This window comes from Lelliottia sp. JS-SCA-14, assembly GCF_035593345.1.
Lineage (GTDB): Bacteria > Pseudomonadota > Gammaproteobacteria > Enterobacterales > Enterobacteriaceae > Enterobacter > Enterobacter wanjuensis.
This window is the reverse complement of sequence record NZ_CP141606.1, coordinates 1,145,887-1,162,018: the sequence shown is the minus strand read 5'-3', so window position 1 is coordinate 1,162,018 and position 16,132 is coordinate 1,145,887. Positions and strand designations below refer to the sequence as shown.

Annotated in this window: 14 protein-coding genes; 4 read left to right on the top strand and 10 right to left on the bottom strand. The window is 56.0% G+C overall.

From position 1 onward, the window contains the following. Window positions 1-9 precede the first annotated feature (9 nt). On the bottom strand, window positions 10-468 hold the full coding sequence (locus U9O48_RS05380; RefSeq protein WP_012016320.1) for an Lrp/AsnC family transcriptional regulator: 459 nt from the start codon (window positions 466-468) through the stop codon (window positions 10-12). A 116-nt stretch (window positions 469-584) separates the two neighbouring features. On the opposite strand from U9O48_RS05380, the gene U9O48_RS05375 reads away from it, so the two are divergent. Next, entirely contained in the window at window positions 585-1,631 is a 1,047-nt protein-coding gene (locus U9O48_RS05375) for a PLP-dependent cysteine synthase family protein (RefSeq protein WP_282492615.1), read from the top strand. 42 nt (window positions 1,632-1,673) lie between these two features. Here U9O48_RS05375 and cof read toward each other — a convergent pair whose 3' ends face one another. The 3 genes from cof to U9O48_RS05360 all read right to left on the bottom strand — a co-directional run bounded on the left by cof (window position 1,674) and on the right by U9O48_RS05360 (window position 5,010). Then, on the bottom strand, window positions 1,674-2,492 hold the full coding sequence (gene cof, locus U9O48_RS05370) for an HMP-PP phosphatase (protein ID WP_285158304.1): 819 nt from the start codon (window positions 2,490-2,492) through the stop codon (window positions 1,674-1,676). Between the two features lie 141 nt (window positions 2,493-2,633). Continuing rightward, on the bottom strand, window positions 2,634-3,818 hold the full coding sequence (locus U9O48_RS05365; RefSeq protein ID WP_324723738.1) for an amidohydrolase: 1,185 nt from the start codon (window positions 3,816-3,818) through the stop codon (window positions 2,634-2,636). Continuing rightward, the gene (locus U9O48_RS05360; RefSeq protein ID WP_282492618.1) at window positions 3,808-5,010 is read right to left on the bottom strand and encodes an MFS transporter; all 1,203 of its coding nucleotides are present in this window, start codon (window positions 5,008-5,010) and stop codon (window positions 3,808-3,810) included. Before U9O48_RS05360 ends, U9O48_RS05365 begins: the two co-directional genes overlap by 11 nt. 191 nt (window positions 5,011-5,201) lie before the next feature. On the opposite strand from U9O48_RS05360, the gene U9O48_RS05355 reads away from it, so the two are divergent. From U9O48_RS05355 to queC, 3 genes are all read left to right on the top strand, one after another. Continuing rightward, window positions 5,202-6,107, top strand: a complete 906-nt coding sequence (locus U9O48_RS05355; RefSeq protein ID WP_282492619.1) for a LysR substrate-binding domain-containing protein — start codon at window positions 5,202-5,204, stop codon at window positions 6,105-6,107. Between the two features lie 24 nt (window positions 6,108-6,131). After that, the gene (locus U9O48_RS05350) at window positions 6,132-7,832 is read left to right on the top strand and encodes an SgrR family transcriptional regulator (RefSeq protein ID WP_324723736.1); all 1,701 of its coding nucleotides are present in this window, start codon (window positions 6,132-6,134) and stop codon (window positions 7,830-7,832) included. A gap of 67 nt (window positions 7,833-7,899) precedes the next feature. Then, window positions 7,900-8,595: a 7-cyano-7-deazaguanine synthase QueC gene (queC, locus tag U9O48_RS05345; protein WP_282492621.1), complete on the top strand. Its 696-nt coding sequence runs from the start codon at window positions 7,900-7,902 to the stop codon at window positions 8,593-8,595. Between the two features lie 42 nt (window positions 8,596-8,637). On the opposite strand, the gene U9O48_RS05340 is transcribed toward queC, so the two are convergent. The 6 genes from U9O48_RS05340 to clpX form a co-directional block, all read right to left on the bottom strand. Continuing rightward, a complete protein-coding gene (locus U9O48_RS05340; protein ID WP_095281007.1) occupies window positions 8,638-9,036 on the bottom strand; it encodes a YbgC/FadM family acyl-CoA thioesterase in 399 nt (132 codons plus the stop codon). Window positions 9,037-9,134: 98 nt separating this feature from the next. Beyond that, on the bottom strand, window positions 9,135-9,521 hold the full coding sequence (locus U9O48_RS05335) for a helix-hairpin-helix domain-containing protein (protein ID WP_324723735.1): 387 nt from the start codon (window positions 9,519-9,521) through the stop codon (window positions 9,135-9,137). A gap of 148 nt (window positions 9,522-9,669) precedes the next feature. Next, a complete protein-coding gene (gene ppiD / locus U9O48_RS05330; RefSeq protein ID WP_324723734.1) occupies window positions 9,670-11,544 on the bottom strand; it encodes a peptidylprolyl isomerase in 1,875 nt (624 codons plus the stop codon). 212 nt (window positions 11,545-11,756) lie between these two features. Further along, on the bottom strand, window positions 11,757-12,029 hold the full coding sequence (gene hupB / locus U9O48_RS05325; protein ID WP_010428111.1) for a nucleoid-associated protein HU-beta: 273 nt from the start codon (window positions 12,027-12,029) through the stop codon (window positions 11,757-11,759). Window positions 12,030-12,239: 210 nt separating this feature from the next. Next, the gene (lon, locus tag U9O48_RS05320; protein ID WP_282492624.1) at window positions 12,240-14,594 is read right to left on the bottom strand and encodes an endopeptidase La; all 2,355 of its coding nucleotides are present in this window, start codon (window positions 14,592-14,594) and stop codon (window positions 12,240-12,242) included. A gap of 181 nt (window positions 14,595-14,775) precedes the next feature. Further along, on the bottom strand, window positions 14,776-16,050 hold the full coding sequence (gene clpX / locus U9O48_RS05315; RefSeq protein ID WP_095281003.1) for an ATP-dependent protease ATP-binding subunit ClpX: 1,275 nt from the start codon (window positions 16,048-16,050) through the stop codon (window positions 14,776-14,778). Window positions 16,051-16,132 lie beyond the last annotated feature (82 nt).

The following is a 16,132-nucleotide window of genomic DNA, read 5'->3' as shown; positions in this document are numbered from 1 at the left end:
TTGTTTGAGTTATTCAATGGGTAACGCTGTGGTGTATTTAATCTGTTCCATGGCGAAACTGGAGGTGACGTCCGACAGACCCGGCACGCTGTTCACCAGCCGCTTGTAGAAGTCGTCGTAGCGTTTCATGTCCGCCACCTGGACGCGCATCAGATAGTCGTATTCCCCGGCCATGCGCCAGAAGCCAAGCACTTCGGGCATCTCGGAGACTTCGGTGACAAACCGGCAGTACCAGTCGCTGCTGTGGTGCTGCGTTTTTATCAGAACAAACGCGGTCAATCCAAGCCCCAGTTTTTCGGGATCGAGCAGCGCCACGCGCCCGAGCAAAACCCCGTCGTCTTCCAGTCTTTTAAGGCGTTTCCAGCACGGCGTGGTGGTCAGATTAACGGCATCGGCGAGTGCCTGCAAAGAGAGGGTGCAGTCCTTTTGCAGTAAGGAGAGCAGCTTGCGGTCAATTTTATCTAACATACCCCACCTCTCAGAGAATAATTTTCTCCTGACATTCTATTTTAAAGGCCAGATAGCAACAATTTTTTCTGTGCTTTTCGCTATGCTGGGCACAAAATGACAAACGGATAGACACGATGAATAGCACCTGGGTCAAACACGCGATCAGCGAAATCAATGCCGACTATCAACGCTCGGCGGACACGCACCTCATCCGCCTGGCGCTGCCGGGTTTTCCCGGCATTCAGCTGTACCTCAAAGATGAAAGCACCCATCCGACCGGCAGCCTGAAGCACCGTCTGGCGCGCTCCCTGTTCCTGTACGGGTTGTGCAACGGCTGGATCAAAGAAGGCACCACCATCATTGAATCCTCGTCGGGTTCAACCGCCGTCTCCGAGGCCTATTTCGCCCGTCTGCTTGGCCTGCCGTTTATCGCCGTCATGCCCTCCTGCACCGCGAAACGCAAAATCGAGCAGATCGAGTTTTACGGCGGACGCTGCCACTTCGTTGAGAGCGCCTGCGAAATCTACGCCGCTTCGGAGATGCTCGCTCGCGAGCTGAACGGCCATTATATGGACCAGTTTACCTTCGCCGAACGCGCAACCGACTGGCGCGGGAATAACAACATCGCCGACAGCATTTTCCGCCAGATGAACAATGAACCGCACCCGGAGCCGTCGTACATCGTGATGAGTGCGGGGACCGGCGGGACGTCCGCCACCATTGGCCGCTATATTCGCTGCCAGGGTTACGACACCAAACTGATGGTCGTGGATCCGCAGAACTCGGTATTCCTCGACTACTGGCAACACCGCGACGCCAGCCTGCGCAGCCCGGTGGGCAGTAAAATCGAAGGGATTGGACGCCCCCGTGTGGAGCCGTCCTTCATTCCCGATGTGGTCGATGAGATGCTGCGCGTGCCGGATGCGGCCAGCGTTGCCACGGCGCACTGGCTGGAAACGCAGCTGGGCCGCAAAGTGGGCGCATCTACGGGCACCAATATGTGGGGCGCGTTACAGCTGGCGGTGCGGATGCGCGAAGAGGGCCGGACCGGTTCTATCGTCACCCTGCTGTGCGACAGCGGCGAGCGCTATCTGGACACCTATTACAATGCAGAATGGGTCAGAGCGAATATCGGCGATATTGAGCCGTGGAAAGCGCAGATTGCGCAGATGACAAAATAAAAAAAAGCCAGGCTATGTGCCTGGCTTGCTGGAAGGGTCTCACTATTCGGGGGAATACGGGAGGTTTGGTTTATCCAGCCAATGAGTCAAAAAGTGGGACACCGCTTCGTTACGGCAATGCCCAATAACCGGGAGATGCGAAAGCTCAGCCTTCAGCTGTGGCATCGCATTTCCCATAATCACACCGCGGCCGACGCTGCCCAGCATCTCGCGGTCGTTCATGGCATCGCCAAATGCCATACAATCCTGCATCGTCAGACCTAAGTGGTCGCTCAGCACCGCCAGCGCGGAACCTTTGTTACATCCCACCGGCAGCACTTCGAGGCACTCTACCGCCGAAAACGTCAGATGCGCCCGGTCGCCCAATACGTCATTGAGCTGAATACGCAGACGGCACAGATCGTCGTGATCGCCGCAGAAACAGATCTTGGTCACCGAGTGCGCAGGAAGACGGCGCAGATCCGTGAGCTGGTAGCGAAAGCCGCTGTAGACGTGGGCTTTCAGCAGTTCCGGGATCTCTTCGCCCGTGAGCCAGCCGGTATCATTGAAAACATGAATGCTGGCCTGGGTATCCCAGGTGCTGTGCAGGACCAGGTCCGCCACTTCCGGGTCGAGATCCTGACGGTGTAAGACGTCGCCTTCGACAGAGTGAATGCGCGTCCCGTTGCCGGTGATCAGAAACGCATCCATCGACAGTTTGCCGAGCAGGTGACACATCTCCAGCACGTGACGGCCGGTGGCAAACGTCAGGGTGATATCACGCTCATGCAGCCGCTTCAGCGTACTCAGGGTTTTGTCTCCCAAGCGGTGATCCGGCATTAAGAGCGTGCCGTCCATATCAAATGCTGCAAGCCGCGCCATGATGACTCCAAAAAGGTGGTGGGGTTAATCTGGGGATCAGTATTGCCCGCAATATACGGAAGTAATAGTGAATAGATGAGGATTATTGTTCCGGGTTTATACAAAAACGCTGCCGGGGCAGCGTTTTTAAAGGAGTGAAAATCAGGCCTGATTAATTAACAGGTGCTGAATAAAACCGACATGGAGTTTGACGCCAATCTGCAGCGCCGCCTCATCCAGGCGGAATCGTGGATTGTGGACCCCGTAAGTCGCGCCGATGCTTTCATTCCCGCTGCCGATGAACAGGAAGCAGCCGGGTACTTTTTGCTGGTATGAGGAAAAATCTTCCCCACCGAACAGCGGGTGAGCCATCTCGCGTAGCGCCTGTTCCCCCAGCGCATCGCTCACCACTTTACGGGCTATCGCACAGGCGTCCGCGTGGTTGTTGCCGCTGGCGTAGCCTCGCGTCCAGGTCAGGGTAAAGCGTGCCCCGTGCGCGGCGGTGATCCCGGCGATCATCTGCTCCATCTGCTGCGGCACCTGCTGGCGCACGCTGGCGTGATGGGTGCGCAGGGTTCCCGCCAGTTTGACGCGCTCCGGAATGACGTTATAGCTCTCTCCGCTCTGGAAGGTGGCGATGGTCAGGACCGGCACCTGCAGCGGATCGGTGCGGCGTGAAACCACGTTTTGCAGGGCCATCACCACTTCCGCGCCGATGGTCACCGGATCGATACACAGATGCGGCATCGAGCCGTGGCCGCCTTTGCCCTCAATGGTGATATCGAAGTTATCCGTCGATGCGCAGAACACGCCCTCTTTCAGCGCCACTTCGCCGGTCGGGAAGTTCGGCATCACGTGCAGGCCGAAGATTTTCTCCACGCCGTCGAGTACGCCGAGATCCACCAGCTCCTGCGCACCGCCTGGCGGGACCTCTTCCGCATGCTGGAAGATAAAACGCACCGAACCGTGCAGCATCGACTGACACTGGCTCAGCACTTTCGCGGCGCCGAGCAGCATCGCGGCATGAGCGTCATGGCCACAGGCGTGCATCACGCCCGGCACCGTCGAGCAAAAGGCTTCGTCGTTCTCTTCCTGAATCGGCAGCGCGTCAATATCGGCCCGCAGCGCGTAGCGCGGCCCATCATGTGCGCCTTTCAGATCGGCAATCACGCTGTTGGGCGTCAGGCGCGTCAGCGTCAGACCGCCAAAACCGGACAGTTCCCCGGCAATATAATCCGCGGTGTTATGCTCCTGAAATGAGAGTTCAGGATGAGCATGAATGTGTCTGCGCCAGCGTAAAACATCGTTTTTGACTTCAGCCAGCATCGCTTCAAAATTAAATGCCATCACACTTCTCCTCAGTTAATGCGTGGCGCGTTTTCAGCGCCAGCGGCAACATGGCAAGCCCGGCAACCACCATTGCCAGCGCCAGAAAAACAAACGTCGACAGGTAGCCCTGGCTGACGGTGATCAGATAGCCCATCGCAATCGGGGCGACAAACCCGCCCAGCGTCCCGCCGGTATTGATAATCCCCATCGCCGCGCCCATCACCTCTGGCGGCAGCCGTTTCATGGGCAGGGTGAAGACCGTCACGAAAGCGGCCATCAGGAAAACGTAGCCGAGGAACAGCAGCAGCCCGGCGGTCAGCGCCGACGTGGAGGTGTAGACCAGCCAGATGCACAGCGCACTGAGCAGCGCGCAGCAGAAAATCACTTTCGGCTCTTTGCCCTGCATATAGCGCCCCACCAGCCAGCCGGTGGCGAGGGACGAGATCCAGATACCCAGGCCACCCGCGGCGACCACCAGCCCGGAAACGTCGAGCGTCATTCCGCGCTGCTGCACCAGATATTTCGGCAGCCACGCCATCAGGCCGTAGGACGGAATGTTGATGCAGAAGATCGAGATAAAGAGCAGGACCACAATCGGATTTTTCAGCAACGTGCGATAGCCGGTCACGGCTCCGGCACGCGCTTTCACCGGCGCCGGATTCGGCACCCACAGCATAATCGCGATCGCAATCGCAAAGGCCAGCAGACCGAGGATCGAAAAGGAGCCGCGCCAGCCCAGCGAATTCAGGCTATACACCGCAACCAGCGGCCCGGCGGTCATCGCCAGACCAGCCGACGAGAGCAGGATCGACTGGGCAAAGGTGCGCTTTTCAAGGGGAAAATTAGAGACAACGGCTTTGGCACAGGAGCACGGATAGCCGGAATGGCCGACGCCGGATAAAAAGCGGAACGTGACCAGCAGCCCCAGGCCGAAGCCCAGCATGCCGAAGCAGAGCGCGAAGCCGCCGAGCAGGCACAGGGACATGCTCAGCACTTTCTTGTAGCCGAACTTATCGTTTAGCCAGCCAGCGGGGATTTGAAACAGCGAATAGGCGAGGAAAAATATCCCGGTGATATACCCGAGCTGTTCAGGACGGAGGTCAAATTCACGTTCGATGGGCAGGAGCGCAAAGCCCATCACCGTTTTGTCGAGATACACCACCACATAGCCGACAAAGAGCAGGAAAATCATCAGGAAACGATTCTTCATAGCCGATATCTCTTTTGTTATCACCTCGCCGGAGGGGTATCGACAGGTGAAGGTAAAATGCGACATGCATCACATAACAGACTGAACAACAACGTTTTTTGTTTTATCTTCATCGACGTTAGCAGCTTTACCACCCCGCCATAAGATACAATTTTTGTACAGGTGATACTTTTTACTGATAGGGGCTGGCGTTGCGTTATTTGCCAAAGTTGCAGCAACTGAAAGTGTTTCAACAGGTTATCCGCAGCGGCAGTATTCGCGGCGCGGCCAGGGCGCTCGGGCTATCTCAACCGGCGGTCAGCAGAACCTTGCGTGAACTGGAGCAGACGCTAGAGACCCGGCTGATCGTGCGCGGGAATCAGGGGATGACGTTAACGGAAACCGGGCGGGCCTTTTCCCAGCGCATGCAGTTTATTCTTGAGGAGCTGGAGCGGGCGGCCGATGAGATCCGTCAGATCGACCAGTTCTCGCAGGGCGCGGTGGCGATGGGATTCTCCTCCCTCCTCGCGGTAACGGTTTTTCCGGCGCTCAACGACGCCTTCAAAGCGCAGTTTCCCCAGTCCACGCTGCTGGTGAAAGAGGGACAGCTGTCGATGCTGTTACCAGCCCTGCGTGAAGGACGACTGGATTTTGCCGTCGGTACCGCCGGGCCAGGGTTCCCGCTGGACGATCTGGTGCGCGAGCCGCTGTTCAATGCCTCGTTCGGGATTATTGCTCGCAAAGGACATCCGCTGGCGGAGGCAACCACCTTCGACGCGCTGCAAAATGCACGCTGGGTGCTGCCGGAGACCGATATGGGGTATTACCAGCAGCTGGCGGTGAATGAGCTTCTGCCGCCGCTGGCGCAAACGCCCCTTCGCACGGACTCGATGATCTCCGGGCTGAGTCTGGTATTAGCGTCGGATTATCTGACCATCGTGGCGCGCGCGATGCAGGCCCCGTTTGGTTTGCAGGACCAGCTGTGTATGCTGAATATCGACAGCCTGCCGCAGGCGGAATATCACGTGCTGTATTCGCAAAAATCGCCGCTGACCTTTGCTGCGCGGCGGCTGCTGGATCTGCTGCGTCAACACTGTCAGGCGTACCACTGGCATTAACTTTTCATCCTCAGGGCAGCGACGATGCGTCAACTCAACAGACTGAATCAGTTTCAACGCCTCTGGCAGCCCTCTGCCGGTGAGCCTCAGCAGATTACCGTGGCGGAACTGGCGGAACGCTGCTTTTGCAGCGAGCGGCACGTGCGTACGCTGTTGCGCCAGGCGCAGGAGGCGGGCTGGCTGAGCTGGCAAGCGCAATCCGGACGCGGCAAACGCGGCACCTTAACTTTTCACGTCACGCCCGACAGCCTGCGCAATGAGATGATGGAGCAGGCGCTGACGCGTGGGCTGCAACACGATGCCTTAGAGCTGGCACAGCTCGACGCCCCGGAACTGCGCGCGTTGCTTCACCCTTTCCTCGGCGGGCAGTGGCAGAACGACACGCCGACGCTGCGCATCCCCTACTATCGCTCCCTCGATCCGCTCCATTCGGGCTTTTTACCGGGGCGCGCGGAGCAGCACCTGGTCGGCCAGGTCTTCTCCGGGCTGACGCGGTTTGACGGCGACAGCCGCGAACCGGCTGGCGATCTTGCCCATCACTGGGAGGTGTCGGCGGATGGCTTGCGCTGGCACTTTTACATTCGCTCGACGCTGCACTGGCATAACGGCGATAAGGTCGAAACAGCGCAACTGCGCGCCAGTCTGCTGGAACTCTTTGCCCTTCCCGCCCTGCGACGCCTGTTTAGCAGCGTGCTTCACGTTGAGGTGACCCACCCGCAGTGCCTGACCTTCGTGTTGCACCAGCCGGATTACTGGCTGGCGCATCGCCTGGCAAGCTACTGCAGTCGTCTGGCCCATCCCGAGCAGCCGTTGATCGGCAGCGGCCCATTCCGTCTCGCCGTATTTGATCCCGATCTGGTGCGGCTGGAGTGTCATGAGCAGTACCATCTCAGCCACCCGTTGCTCAAGGCCATCGAATTCTGGATCACCCCGCAACTTTTCGAGCAGGATTTAGGCACCAGCTGTCGCCATCCGGTACAGATCGCCATCGGCGAGCCTGATGAACTGGCGAATCTGCGGCTGGTCAGCAGCAGTACCAGCCTCGGGTTTTGCTATCTCACCCTGAAACAGAGCGGACGCCTGAGTAAACGGCAGGCGCAGCGCCTCATCAATATCATCCATCACACCACGCTTCTGCACACGCTGCCGCTGGATGAAAACCTGATCACCCCTGCGCATGAGTTGCTGCCGGGCTGGACGATCCCTGACTGGCCGGAGCTGAAAGATGTCGCGCTCCCCGAAGCGCTGACCCTGATCTACCATCTGCCGGTCGAGTTACACACCATGGCCGAGCAGCTCAAACAGTACCTGGCAAAAGAGGGCTGCACGCTGACGGTCATTTTCCACGACGCGAAAACCTGGGACGGCTGTAGCTATTTTGCACAAGCCGATCTGATGATGGGCGACAGGCTGATCGGTGAAGCGCCGGGGTATACGCTGGAGCAGTGGCTGCGCTGCGACACGCTGTGGCCGCATCTGCTGAGTGCGCCGCAGTTTGCGCACCTGCAGGCGACGCTGGATGCGGTACAGATGCAGATCAGCGAGCAGGCCAGGCACTCGGGCCTGCAGTCGATTTTCACCCATCTGATGGAAAACGCGGTGCTGACGCCGCTGTTTAACTATCAGTATCAGATCAGCGCCCCGCCGGGGGTGAACGGCATTCGCCTCAATACCCGCGGCTGGTTTGATTTTTCGCAGGCCTGGCTTCCGGCCCCGAGCGCGTGAAGAAGCTGGTCGCCACGCGTGCCAGACGTTACCATATTGTTTTTACCGATACTGTTGAGACTTATTTATGAAACGTGCCGTCGTCGTGTTCAGCGGAGGACAGGACTCCACCACCTGTCTGGTTCAGGCCCTGCATCAGTATGATGAAGTGCATTGCGTGACGTTTGATTATGGTCAGCGCCACCGCGCTGAAATCGACGTTGCCCGCGAACTGGCGCTGAAACTTGGCGCCCGCGCGCACAAGGTGCTGGACGTCACGCTGTTAAACGAACTGGCCGTCAGCAGCCTGACGCGCGACAGTATTCCCGTTCCCGACTATGAGCCGGATTCGAGCGGCATTCCGAATACCTTCGTGCCTGGCCGCAATATTCTGTTCCTGACGCTGACCGCCATTTACGCCTACCAGGTGAAAGCCGAAGCGGTGATCACCGGCGTGTGTGAAACGGATTTCTCCGGCTACCCGGACTGCCGCGACGAGTTTGTGAAAGCGCTCAATCACGCCGTCGATCTGGGTATGGCAAAAGAGACCCGCTTTGAAACGCCGCTGATGTGGCTCGATAAAGCTGAGACCTGGGCGCTGGCCGATTACTGGGGCAAACTGGACCTGGTTCGCAACGAAACCCTGACCTGCTACAACGGCATCAAAGGTGATGGCTGTGGTCAATGCGCCGCCTGTAACCTGCGCGCCAACGGCCTGAATCACTACCTGGCCGATAAGCCTGGGGTGATGGCACTGATGAAGAAAAAGACCGGGCTGAAGTAAGCCGCTGTTTGACCGGGTGAACGACCTTCACCCGGTCGCAAATTATTCAATTAACAGATCAAGCTTCTCGCGTAATTCCCCTTCCAGCGGCAGCGCTTTCTGCGTTTTCAAATCGATACAGACAAAGGTAATCAGCGCATCAGCGACAACCTGCCCTTCCGGGTCGAGCGTTACCACCTGGCTCAACACGCCGCTTTTCCCGTTTAGCTGTTGCAACTGGCTTGTCACCGTCAGGCGATCGCCGAGCACGGCCGGACGGCGGTAGTTGATGTTGATATTGGCAACCACAAAAGCGATGTTGTGCGCCGTGAGCCACTGGAAGCTTTCGCTGTTTTCCAGCCCGTCCCAGCGAGCCTCTTCGAGGAATTCGAGATAACGAGCATTGTTCACGTGCTGGTAAACGTCGAGATGGTAACCGCGTACTTTGATCTGAGTCTGCATAGCGCACAAGCCTTGAAGTTGTTATAGGGTAAGAGGTCATAACTGGTATGACCTCTTAATCCTGGCAAAATTTTGCCACTGTGCAAGTTATTGTGTGATTAGAGTGTCAGGTGTGCGAGGTTGCGCTCAACCAGTGCGCTGCCAATCCCCGGCACCTGCTTGAGATCGTCGAGCGTTTTGAACGGGCCGTATTCGTCGCGATAGCCGACAATGGCCTGCGCCTTTTTAAGCCCCACGCCGTTCATGGCGCGCGCCAGATCTTCTGCCGACGCCGAGTTGATGCTGACCCGGGTACTTTCGTCATCGGCCGCTTTGTTGCTCACCGTTGCCTTCGGCTGTGAAGCGGTAGCGTCCGGACTGGCGACTTCCGCCGTTGTCGCAACGGTATGGGCCTTCGCCGCCGGTGTCGCCGCCAGTGCGCTACAACTCATTCCCGTAGTGGCAATCGCAAGAGTAATAAAGAGTGCTTTGATTCCACGTTTCATGCTGTTTTCTCCTTGTTTGTTGACAGCGAGGGAACGATATCGCCCCGGCAAAACAAGCACAAATAGCAGATTTCAGAAATGGAAAAGGCCGCGAAAGCGGCCTTTGAATGTTGCAGAGCGTTGCGAAAATCTGCGAGCAGCGCCGTAATTATTGCTGCTGCGTGATGATATCGCCCAGCTTAATTTTGGCGTCTTTACGCAGGTTGCTCATCAGTGCTTCGAAAGCGATCTGGGCGTTGTTCTGGGTGATCCCCTGAACCATCGCCTTTTTCTGCTCTTCCGGCATGGTGCCTGCTTTCACTTCGTCCAGCGCCAGCAGAACAATGTTGCCCTGCATATCAGACGCCGTACCAAAGCTCGGTTTGTCTTTCGCAGGCAGGCTCAGACCAAACGCCGCCTGGCTCACCGGATCCTGACCAGTACGGCTCAGGGTTTTCGCCTCACCGAAGCTCAGACCTGCCGCTTTCAGCGCCGCGTCACCTTTGCCTGCTTTCAGCTCAGCCAGCAGTTTTTCTGCATCCAGCTTCGCCTGCTGTTCTGCTTTGGTGTGTTTCACCAGCGTTGCAATCTGATCTTTCACAGCGTCCAGCGGCTTGATCGCTTCTGGTTTGTGTTCTGCTACGCGCACCACAAATGCACGATCGCCGTCCACGGTAATGATGTCAGAGTTGCTGCCCGGCGTGCCGTTCTCACCCACCAGGCCACCGTTGAAGATAGCGTCAGCAACCGGCTTGAAGTTCAGCTCTTCTGGCAGGTTATCGTGGCCGAACCAGCCTGTTTCAACGGCTTTCACGCCAGCGGCCTGTTCTGCGCCCGCCAGGGATTCGTTGTCATTGCTTGCCGCGTCACTCACTTTCTGCTGTAGAGCGTAGTAAGCATCCAGCGCTTTTTCCTGTTTCACTTTCGCTGCGATATCATCGCGAACGTCAGCCAGCGGTTTGGTTTTGGCAGGCTGGACATCATCCAGACGCGCCACCAGGAAGCCAACGGAAGATTTGATCACACCGGACAATTGACCTTTCTCTTTCAGGCCCGCGTTTTTCAGCTCATCTGGAGTAGTAGCATCTTCCAGCCAGCCCATATCCCCGCCGTTTTTCGCAGAGATGATGTCGGTGGATTTTTCTTTCGCCAGCGCCGCAAAATCAGCGCCTTTGGCCAGCTCGTCAACAATCGCCTTAGCATCCGCCTCGGTTTTGGTCTGAATCACGCTGTAGCGGTTACGCTGAGCCTGAGTGAACTGATCCTGATGCTGGTCGAAGTAAGACTGGATTTCGCTGTCAGACGCGTTTTCCTGCATCGCAGCGGCATCCAGCTTGATGTAGCTGACGCGGAACTGCTCAGGAGCGGTGAAGTTGTTTTTGTTCTGCTCGTAGTAGGCTTTGATTTCGTCGTCGCTGACCGACTGTTTTGCCGCCAGGGCGTTGACGTCAATCGTGGCCGTGCGAACCACACGCTGCTGCGCCACCAGGGCTGCCAGCTCGTCAGTCTCGCCTTTCAGCATGAAATCGGTACCGACGACCGCGTTGATCAGCTGCTGTGTCGTCAGCTGGTTGCGCAGCGCCTGAGCGTACTGATCCGGGGTCATGCCCATCTGATTGACGATAGAGGTGTAGCGCGTGTTGTCGAATTTGCCGTTGTTCTGGAAAGCCTGAGTCGCAAAGATGGCTTTCTTAACCTGATCGTCGCTGATGCCGAGGCCCAGGTGTCTGGCATACTGGTCCAGCAGCGCTTCGTCGATAAGACGGTTTACGGTCTTCTGACGTAAGGTTTTCATGTAGCCTTCGTTCGCTGCAAGCTCAGAGAACTGATCGCCCAGCTGTTGCTGCATGCGATTACGTTCCCCGGCAAAGGCATTTTCAAACTGCCCGCGGCTGATTTCCTGGCCATTTACTTTGGCGGCGTAGTTGCTGCTTCCGCCAATCAGGTATCCACTCACGCCGGTCAGAATGAACGACACGATAATGATACCGAAAATAATCTTGAGCACGAGACTGTTAGCAGCCGTGCGTAAGTTGTCCATCATGGTGAAACCACACTCCGCTGTAGGTGACTTGTGACCTCACGCTGGGAAATATCCTGACCGCAGCGCGTAAGGGTCGTATTGTGACAAGAAACCGGGGTAAATGTCAGCCCACAACTCGCATAAAGTCGCATAAAGTCGCCCGGGACAAACAAAAAAGGCACATCAAATGATGCGCCCTTGTACTTTTCAACTTCCCTTGAACGAGAAAGCGATCAGTTTACTGCGTCTTTCAGTGCTTTACCTGCACGGAAACCTGGCACTTTAGCGGCAGCGATGGTGATCTCTTTACCGGTCTGAGGGTTGCGGCCAGTACGGGCAGCACGCTCTTTAACAGCAAAAGTACCAAAACCTACCAGCGCAACGTCATCCCCGGATTGCAGAGATTCAGTTACAGAGGCAATTAATGCATCTAACGCACGTCCAGCCGCAGCTTTAGAGATATCAGCACCCGCAGCAATTTTGTCAATCAGTTGAGATTTATTCACTGTTCTCTTCCTCTCTTTATAATTTATATCGCGCCTGAATCCTTCACGACGCGACCGCGCAGCAGTTATATCAGGCCTGCCATGACCTTACAACACCCGTTGTTGATGGCTAACCCAATCAGCAATCTAAATTAGCTATACAAAAAAAGGCTGGCAAGTGAGAAATCACCTGTCAGCCTTGTTTTTCTTAACGCTCTTTGCGCGAGGTCACTATTTTGCGGTTACAACCTGCATTCCAGAGGGCTCATTCTGCAGCGCGAGGCTCAGAACCTCCTCAATGCGTTTCACCGGATGGATATCGAGATCGGCGATAACATTGTCAGGAATCTCTTCCAGATCACGTTTGTTCTCATGCGGGATCAATACGGTTTTAATACCACCGCGGTGCGCAGCCAGCAGTTTTTCTTTCAAACCACCGATTGGCAGCACCAGACCACGCAGGGTGATCTCACCGGTCATCGCCACATCAGCGCGAACCGGGTTACCCGTCAGGCAGGACACCAGCGCGGTACACATAGCGATACCCGCACTTGGACCGTCTTTCGGCGTTGCTCCTTCCGGAACGTGAACGTGGATGTCGCGTTTTTCGTAGAAGTCCGGATTAATACCCAGCTTCTCCGCACGCGCACGGACCACGGTCAGCGCAGCCTGGATGGACTCCTGCATCACTTCGCCCAGAGAACCGGTGTAGGTCAGCTTGCCTTTGCCTGGCACACAGGCGGTTTCGATGGTCAGCAGATCGCCGCCCACTTCCGTCCATGCCAGACCGGTCACCTGGCCCACGCGGTTTTCGTTATCGGCACGACCATAATCGAAGCGCTGAACGCCCAGATATTCGTGCAGATTATCGCCGTTAATCTCGATGTGTTTCAGAGATTTATCCAGCAGCAGCTGTTTCACCGCCTTACGGCACAGTTTCGAGATTTCACGCTCAAGGCTACGCACGCCCGCTTCGCGAGTGTAGTAACGAATAATGCTGATAATGGCACTATCGTCGACCGTAATTTCGCTCTCTTTCAGCGCGTTACGCTCAATCTGTTTTGACAGCAGATGGCGCTTGGCGATGTTCAGCTTTTCGTCTTCCGTGTAGCCGGACAGACGGATCACTTCCATACGATCCAGCAGCGGAGCCGGAATGTTCATGGAGTTAGAGGTTGCCACAAACATCACATCGCTGAGATCGTAGTCCACTTCCAGGTAGTGATCGCTGAACGCCACGTTCTGTTCTGGATCTAACACTTCCAGCAGCGCGGACGCCGGATCGCCACGCATGTCCGAAGACATTTTGTCGATCTCATCAAGCAGGAACAGCGGGTTTTTAACGCCCACTTTCGCCATTTTCTGAATCAGTTTACCCGGCATAGAGCCGATGTAAGTCCGACGGTGACCGCGAATTTCCGCTTCGTCACGCACGCCGCCGAGCGCCATACGGATGTATTTACGTCCGGTGGCTTTGGCGATGGACTGACCCAGAGAGGTTTTACCCACACCAGGAGGCCCTACCAGGCACAGAATTGGGCCCTTCAGCTTGTTCACACGACTCTGAACCGCAAGATACTCAAGGATGCGGTCTTTGACGCGCTCGAGGCCGTAATGGTCGGTGTCGAGGATCTCTTGCGCCTGACGCAGGTCTTTTTTCACCTTGCTGCGGGCGTTCCAGGGTACCTGAACCATCCATTCGATATAGCCGCGAACCACGGTCGCTTCAGCCGACATCGGAGACATCATTTTCAGCTTCTGCAGTTCTGCTTCGGCTTTCTCTTTTGCCTCTTTCGGCATTTTCGCCGCGTCGATCTTACGCTTCAGCGCTTCGTTTTCGTCCGGCGCGTCGTCCATCTCGCCGAGCTCTTTCTGAATGGCTTTCATTTGCTCGTTCAGATAGTACTCACGCTGAGATTTTTCCATCTGCTTTTTGACGCGGTTGCGAATGCGTTTCTCAACCTGCAGCAGATCGATTTCAGATTCCATCATCGCCATCAGATATTCCAGACGTTCGTTCACGTCGGACATCTCCAGCACAGACTGTTTGTCAGCCAGCTTAAGCGGCATGTGTGCAGCGATGGTATCCGCCAGACGCGCAGGATCGTCGATGCTGTTGAGCGACGTCAGCACTTCTGGTGGGATTTTTTTGTTCAGCTTGATGTAGCCTTCGAACTGGCTAATAGCGGTGCGCACCAGCACTTCCTGCTCGCGCTCGTCGAGCGCAGGAGACTCAAGGTACTCCGCTTTCGCAGAGAAGTGCTCGCCGTCGTCAGAAAGGGTGGTGATACGCGCACGCTGCAAGCCTTCTACCAGCACCTTCACGGTGCCGTCAGGCAGCTTCAGCATTTGTAAAATAGAGGCCACGGTCCCGACGGTGAAAAGATCGTTTACACCCGGCTCATCCGTTGATGCTTCTTTCTGCGCAACCAGCATGATTTTTTTATCATGATCCATGGCGGCTTCAAGGCAACGGATAGATTTTTCCCGCCCTACAAATAAGGGTATGACCATGTGCGGATAAACCACCACATCGCGCAGCGGCAATACGGGGATTTCAATGCGTTCAGAACGCTCAGGATTCATAGAGCTCTCTCTTAGTTTAGTGTCCGCCAGGTAAGCAGGTCATGTCACTGTGTTACACAACCATAAACATGTAACCAGTATATGGGGATGTTTCCCACACATTCAACGCTATGAATACGGAAAAATAAAAGGGGAGATAAAATCCCCCCTTTTTGATTAACTGCTTGTATGATTTGGCTAATTATTCGCCAGATGCCTGCTGCGCTTCCGGCTTGCCATACATCAGCATTGGCTTAGACTGGCCGCTGATCACGGACTCGTCGATCACCACTTTTTCGACATCTTCCATGGACGGTAAATCGTACATGGTGTCGAGCAGCGCGGCTTCAACGATAGAGCGCAGACCACGCGCACCCGTTTTACGGACCATCGCTTTCTTGGCGATAGCGACCAGCGCTTCGTCACGGAATTCCAGATCCACGCCTTCCAGATTGAACAATGCCTGATACTGCTTGGTCAGCGCATTTTTCGGCTCTTTCAGGATCTGAATCAGCGCATCTTCGCTCAGCTCATTCAGCGTTGCCACGACGGGCAGACGACCGATGAACTCAGGGATCAGACCAAACTTGATCAAATCTTCTGGCTCAACCTGCGATAGCAGTTCGCCTTCGTTCGCTTTCTCGGACTTGGCTTTCACCGTCGCGCCAAAACCAATGCCGGAGCCAGTTTCAACACGGTTTGCGATCACTTTATCCAGGCCTGCAAACGCACCGCCACAGATGAACAGGATCTTGGAGGTATCAACCTGCAAGAACTCCTGCTGCGGGTGCTTACGTCCGCCCTGCGGCGGAACAGCGGCAACGGTACCTTCGATCAGCTTCAGCAGAGCCTGCTGAACGCCTTCGCCCGAGACGTCACGGGTGATAGACGGGTTATCGGATTTACGGGAGATCTTGTCGATCTCATCGATGTACACGATCCCGCGCTGTGCTTTCTGTACGTCGTAGTCGCACTTCTGCAGCAGTTTCTGAATGATGTTTTCAACGTCTTCACCCACATAACCGGCTTCGGTCAGGGTGGTGGCATCCGCCATGGTGAACGGAACGTCCAGCAGGCGCGCCAGTGTTTCAGCCAGCAGCGTTTTACCGGAACCCGTTGGGCCGATCAGCAGAATGTTACTTTTGCCGAGTTCAACACCATTGCTGGTGTCGCCGTTACGCAGACGTTTGTAGTGGTTGTACACCGCAACGGCCAGCACTTTTTTTGCCGGTTCCTGGCCGATAACGTAATCATCAAGATGATGACGGATCTCGTGTGGAGTCGGCAATGCGCTGCGCTCACGGTGAGGCGCTACTTCTTTAATCTCTTCGCGGATGATGTCGTTACATAAATCGACACATTCGTCGCAGATATACACGGACGGCCCGGCAATCAGTTTACGCACTTCATGCTGGCTTTTGCCGCAAAAAGAGCAGTACAGCAGTTTGCCCGAACCATCTTTGCGTTTATCTGTCATGAGTCCAAACCTCTTATTAAGTTCTTTGTGCCGCACATGACGACGCAAATGCCATTCTCAGACGCAAGTCGCTATGAAGCAA

Excerpts from the sequence above, each read along its gene's own strand:
- lon (WP_282492624.1), bottom strand. The coding sequence starts at position 14,594 with ATGAATCCTGAGCGTTCTGAACGCATTGAAATCCCCGTATTGCCGCTG.
- U9O48_RS05360 (WP_282492618.1), bottom strand. The coding sequence starts at position 5,010 with ATGAAGAATCGTTTCCTGATGATTTTCCTGCTCTTTGTCGGCTATGTG.
- U9O48_RS05375 (WP_282492615.1), top strand. The coding sequence starts at position 585 with ATGAATAGCACCTGGGTCAAACACGCGATCAGCGAAATCAATGCCGAC.
- ppiD (WP_324723734.1), bottom strand. The coding sequence starts at position 11,544 with ATGATGGACAACTTACGCACGGCTGCTAACAGTCTCGTGCTCAAGATT.
- U9O48_RS05335 (WP_324723735.1), bottom strand. The coding sequence starts at position 9,521 with ATGAAACGTGGAATCAAAGCACTCTTTATTACTCTTGCGATTGCCACT.
- U9O48_RS05350 (WP_324723736.1), top strand. The coding sequence starts at position 6,132 with ATGCGTCAACTCAACAGACTGAATCAGTTTCAACGCCTCTGGCAGCCC.
- U9O48_RS05365 (WP_324723738.1), bottom strand. The coding sequence starts at position 3,818 with ATGGCATTTAATTTTGAAGCGATGCTGGCTGAAGTCAAAAACGATGTT.
- U9O48_RS05380 (WP_012016320.1), bottom strand. The coding sequence starts at position 468 with ATGTTAGATAAAATTGACCGCAAGCTGCTCTCCTTACTGCAAAAGGAC.
- cof (WP_285158304.1), bottom strand. The coding sequence starts at position 2,492 with ATGGCGCGGCTTGCAGCATTTGATATGGACGGCACGCTCTTAATGCCG.
- U9O48_RS05340 (WP_095281007.1), bottom strand. The coding sequence starts at position 9,036 with ATGCAGACTCAGATCAAAGTACGCGGTTACCATCTCGACGTTTACCAG.
- clpX (WP_095281003.1), bottom strand. The coding sequence starts at position 16,050 with ATGACAGATAAACGCAAAGATGGTTCGGGCAAACTGCTGTACTGCTCT.
- queC (WP_282492621.1), top strand. The coding sequence starts at position 7,900 with ATGAAACGTGCCGTCGTCGTGTTCAGCGGAGGACAGGACTCCACCACC.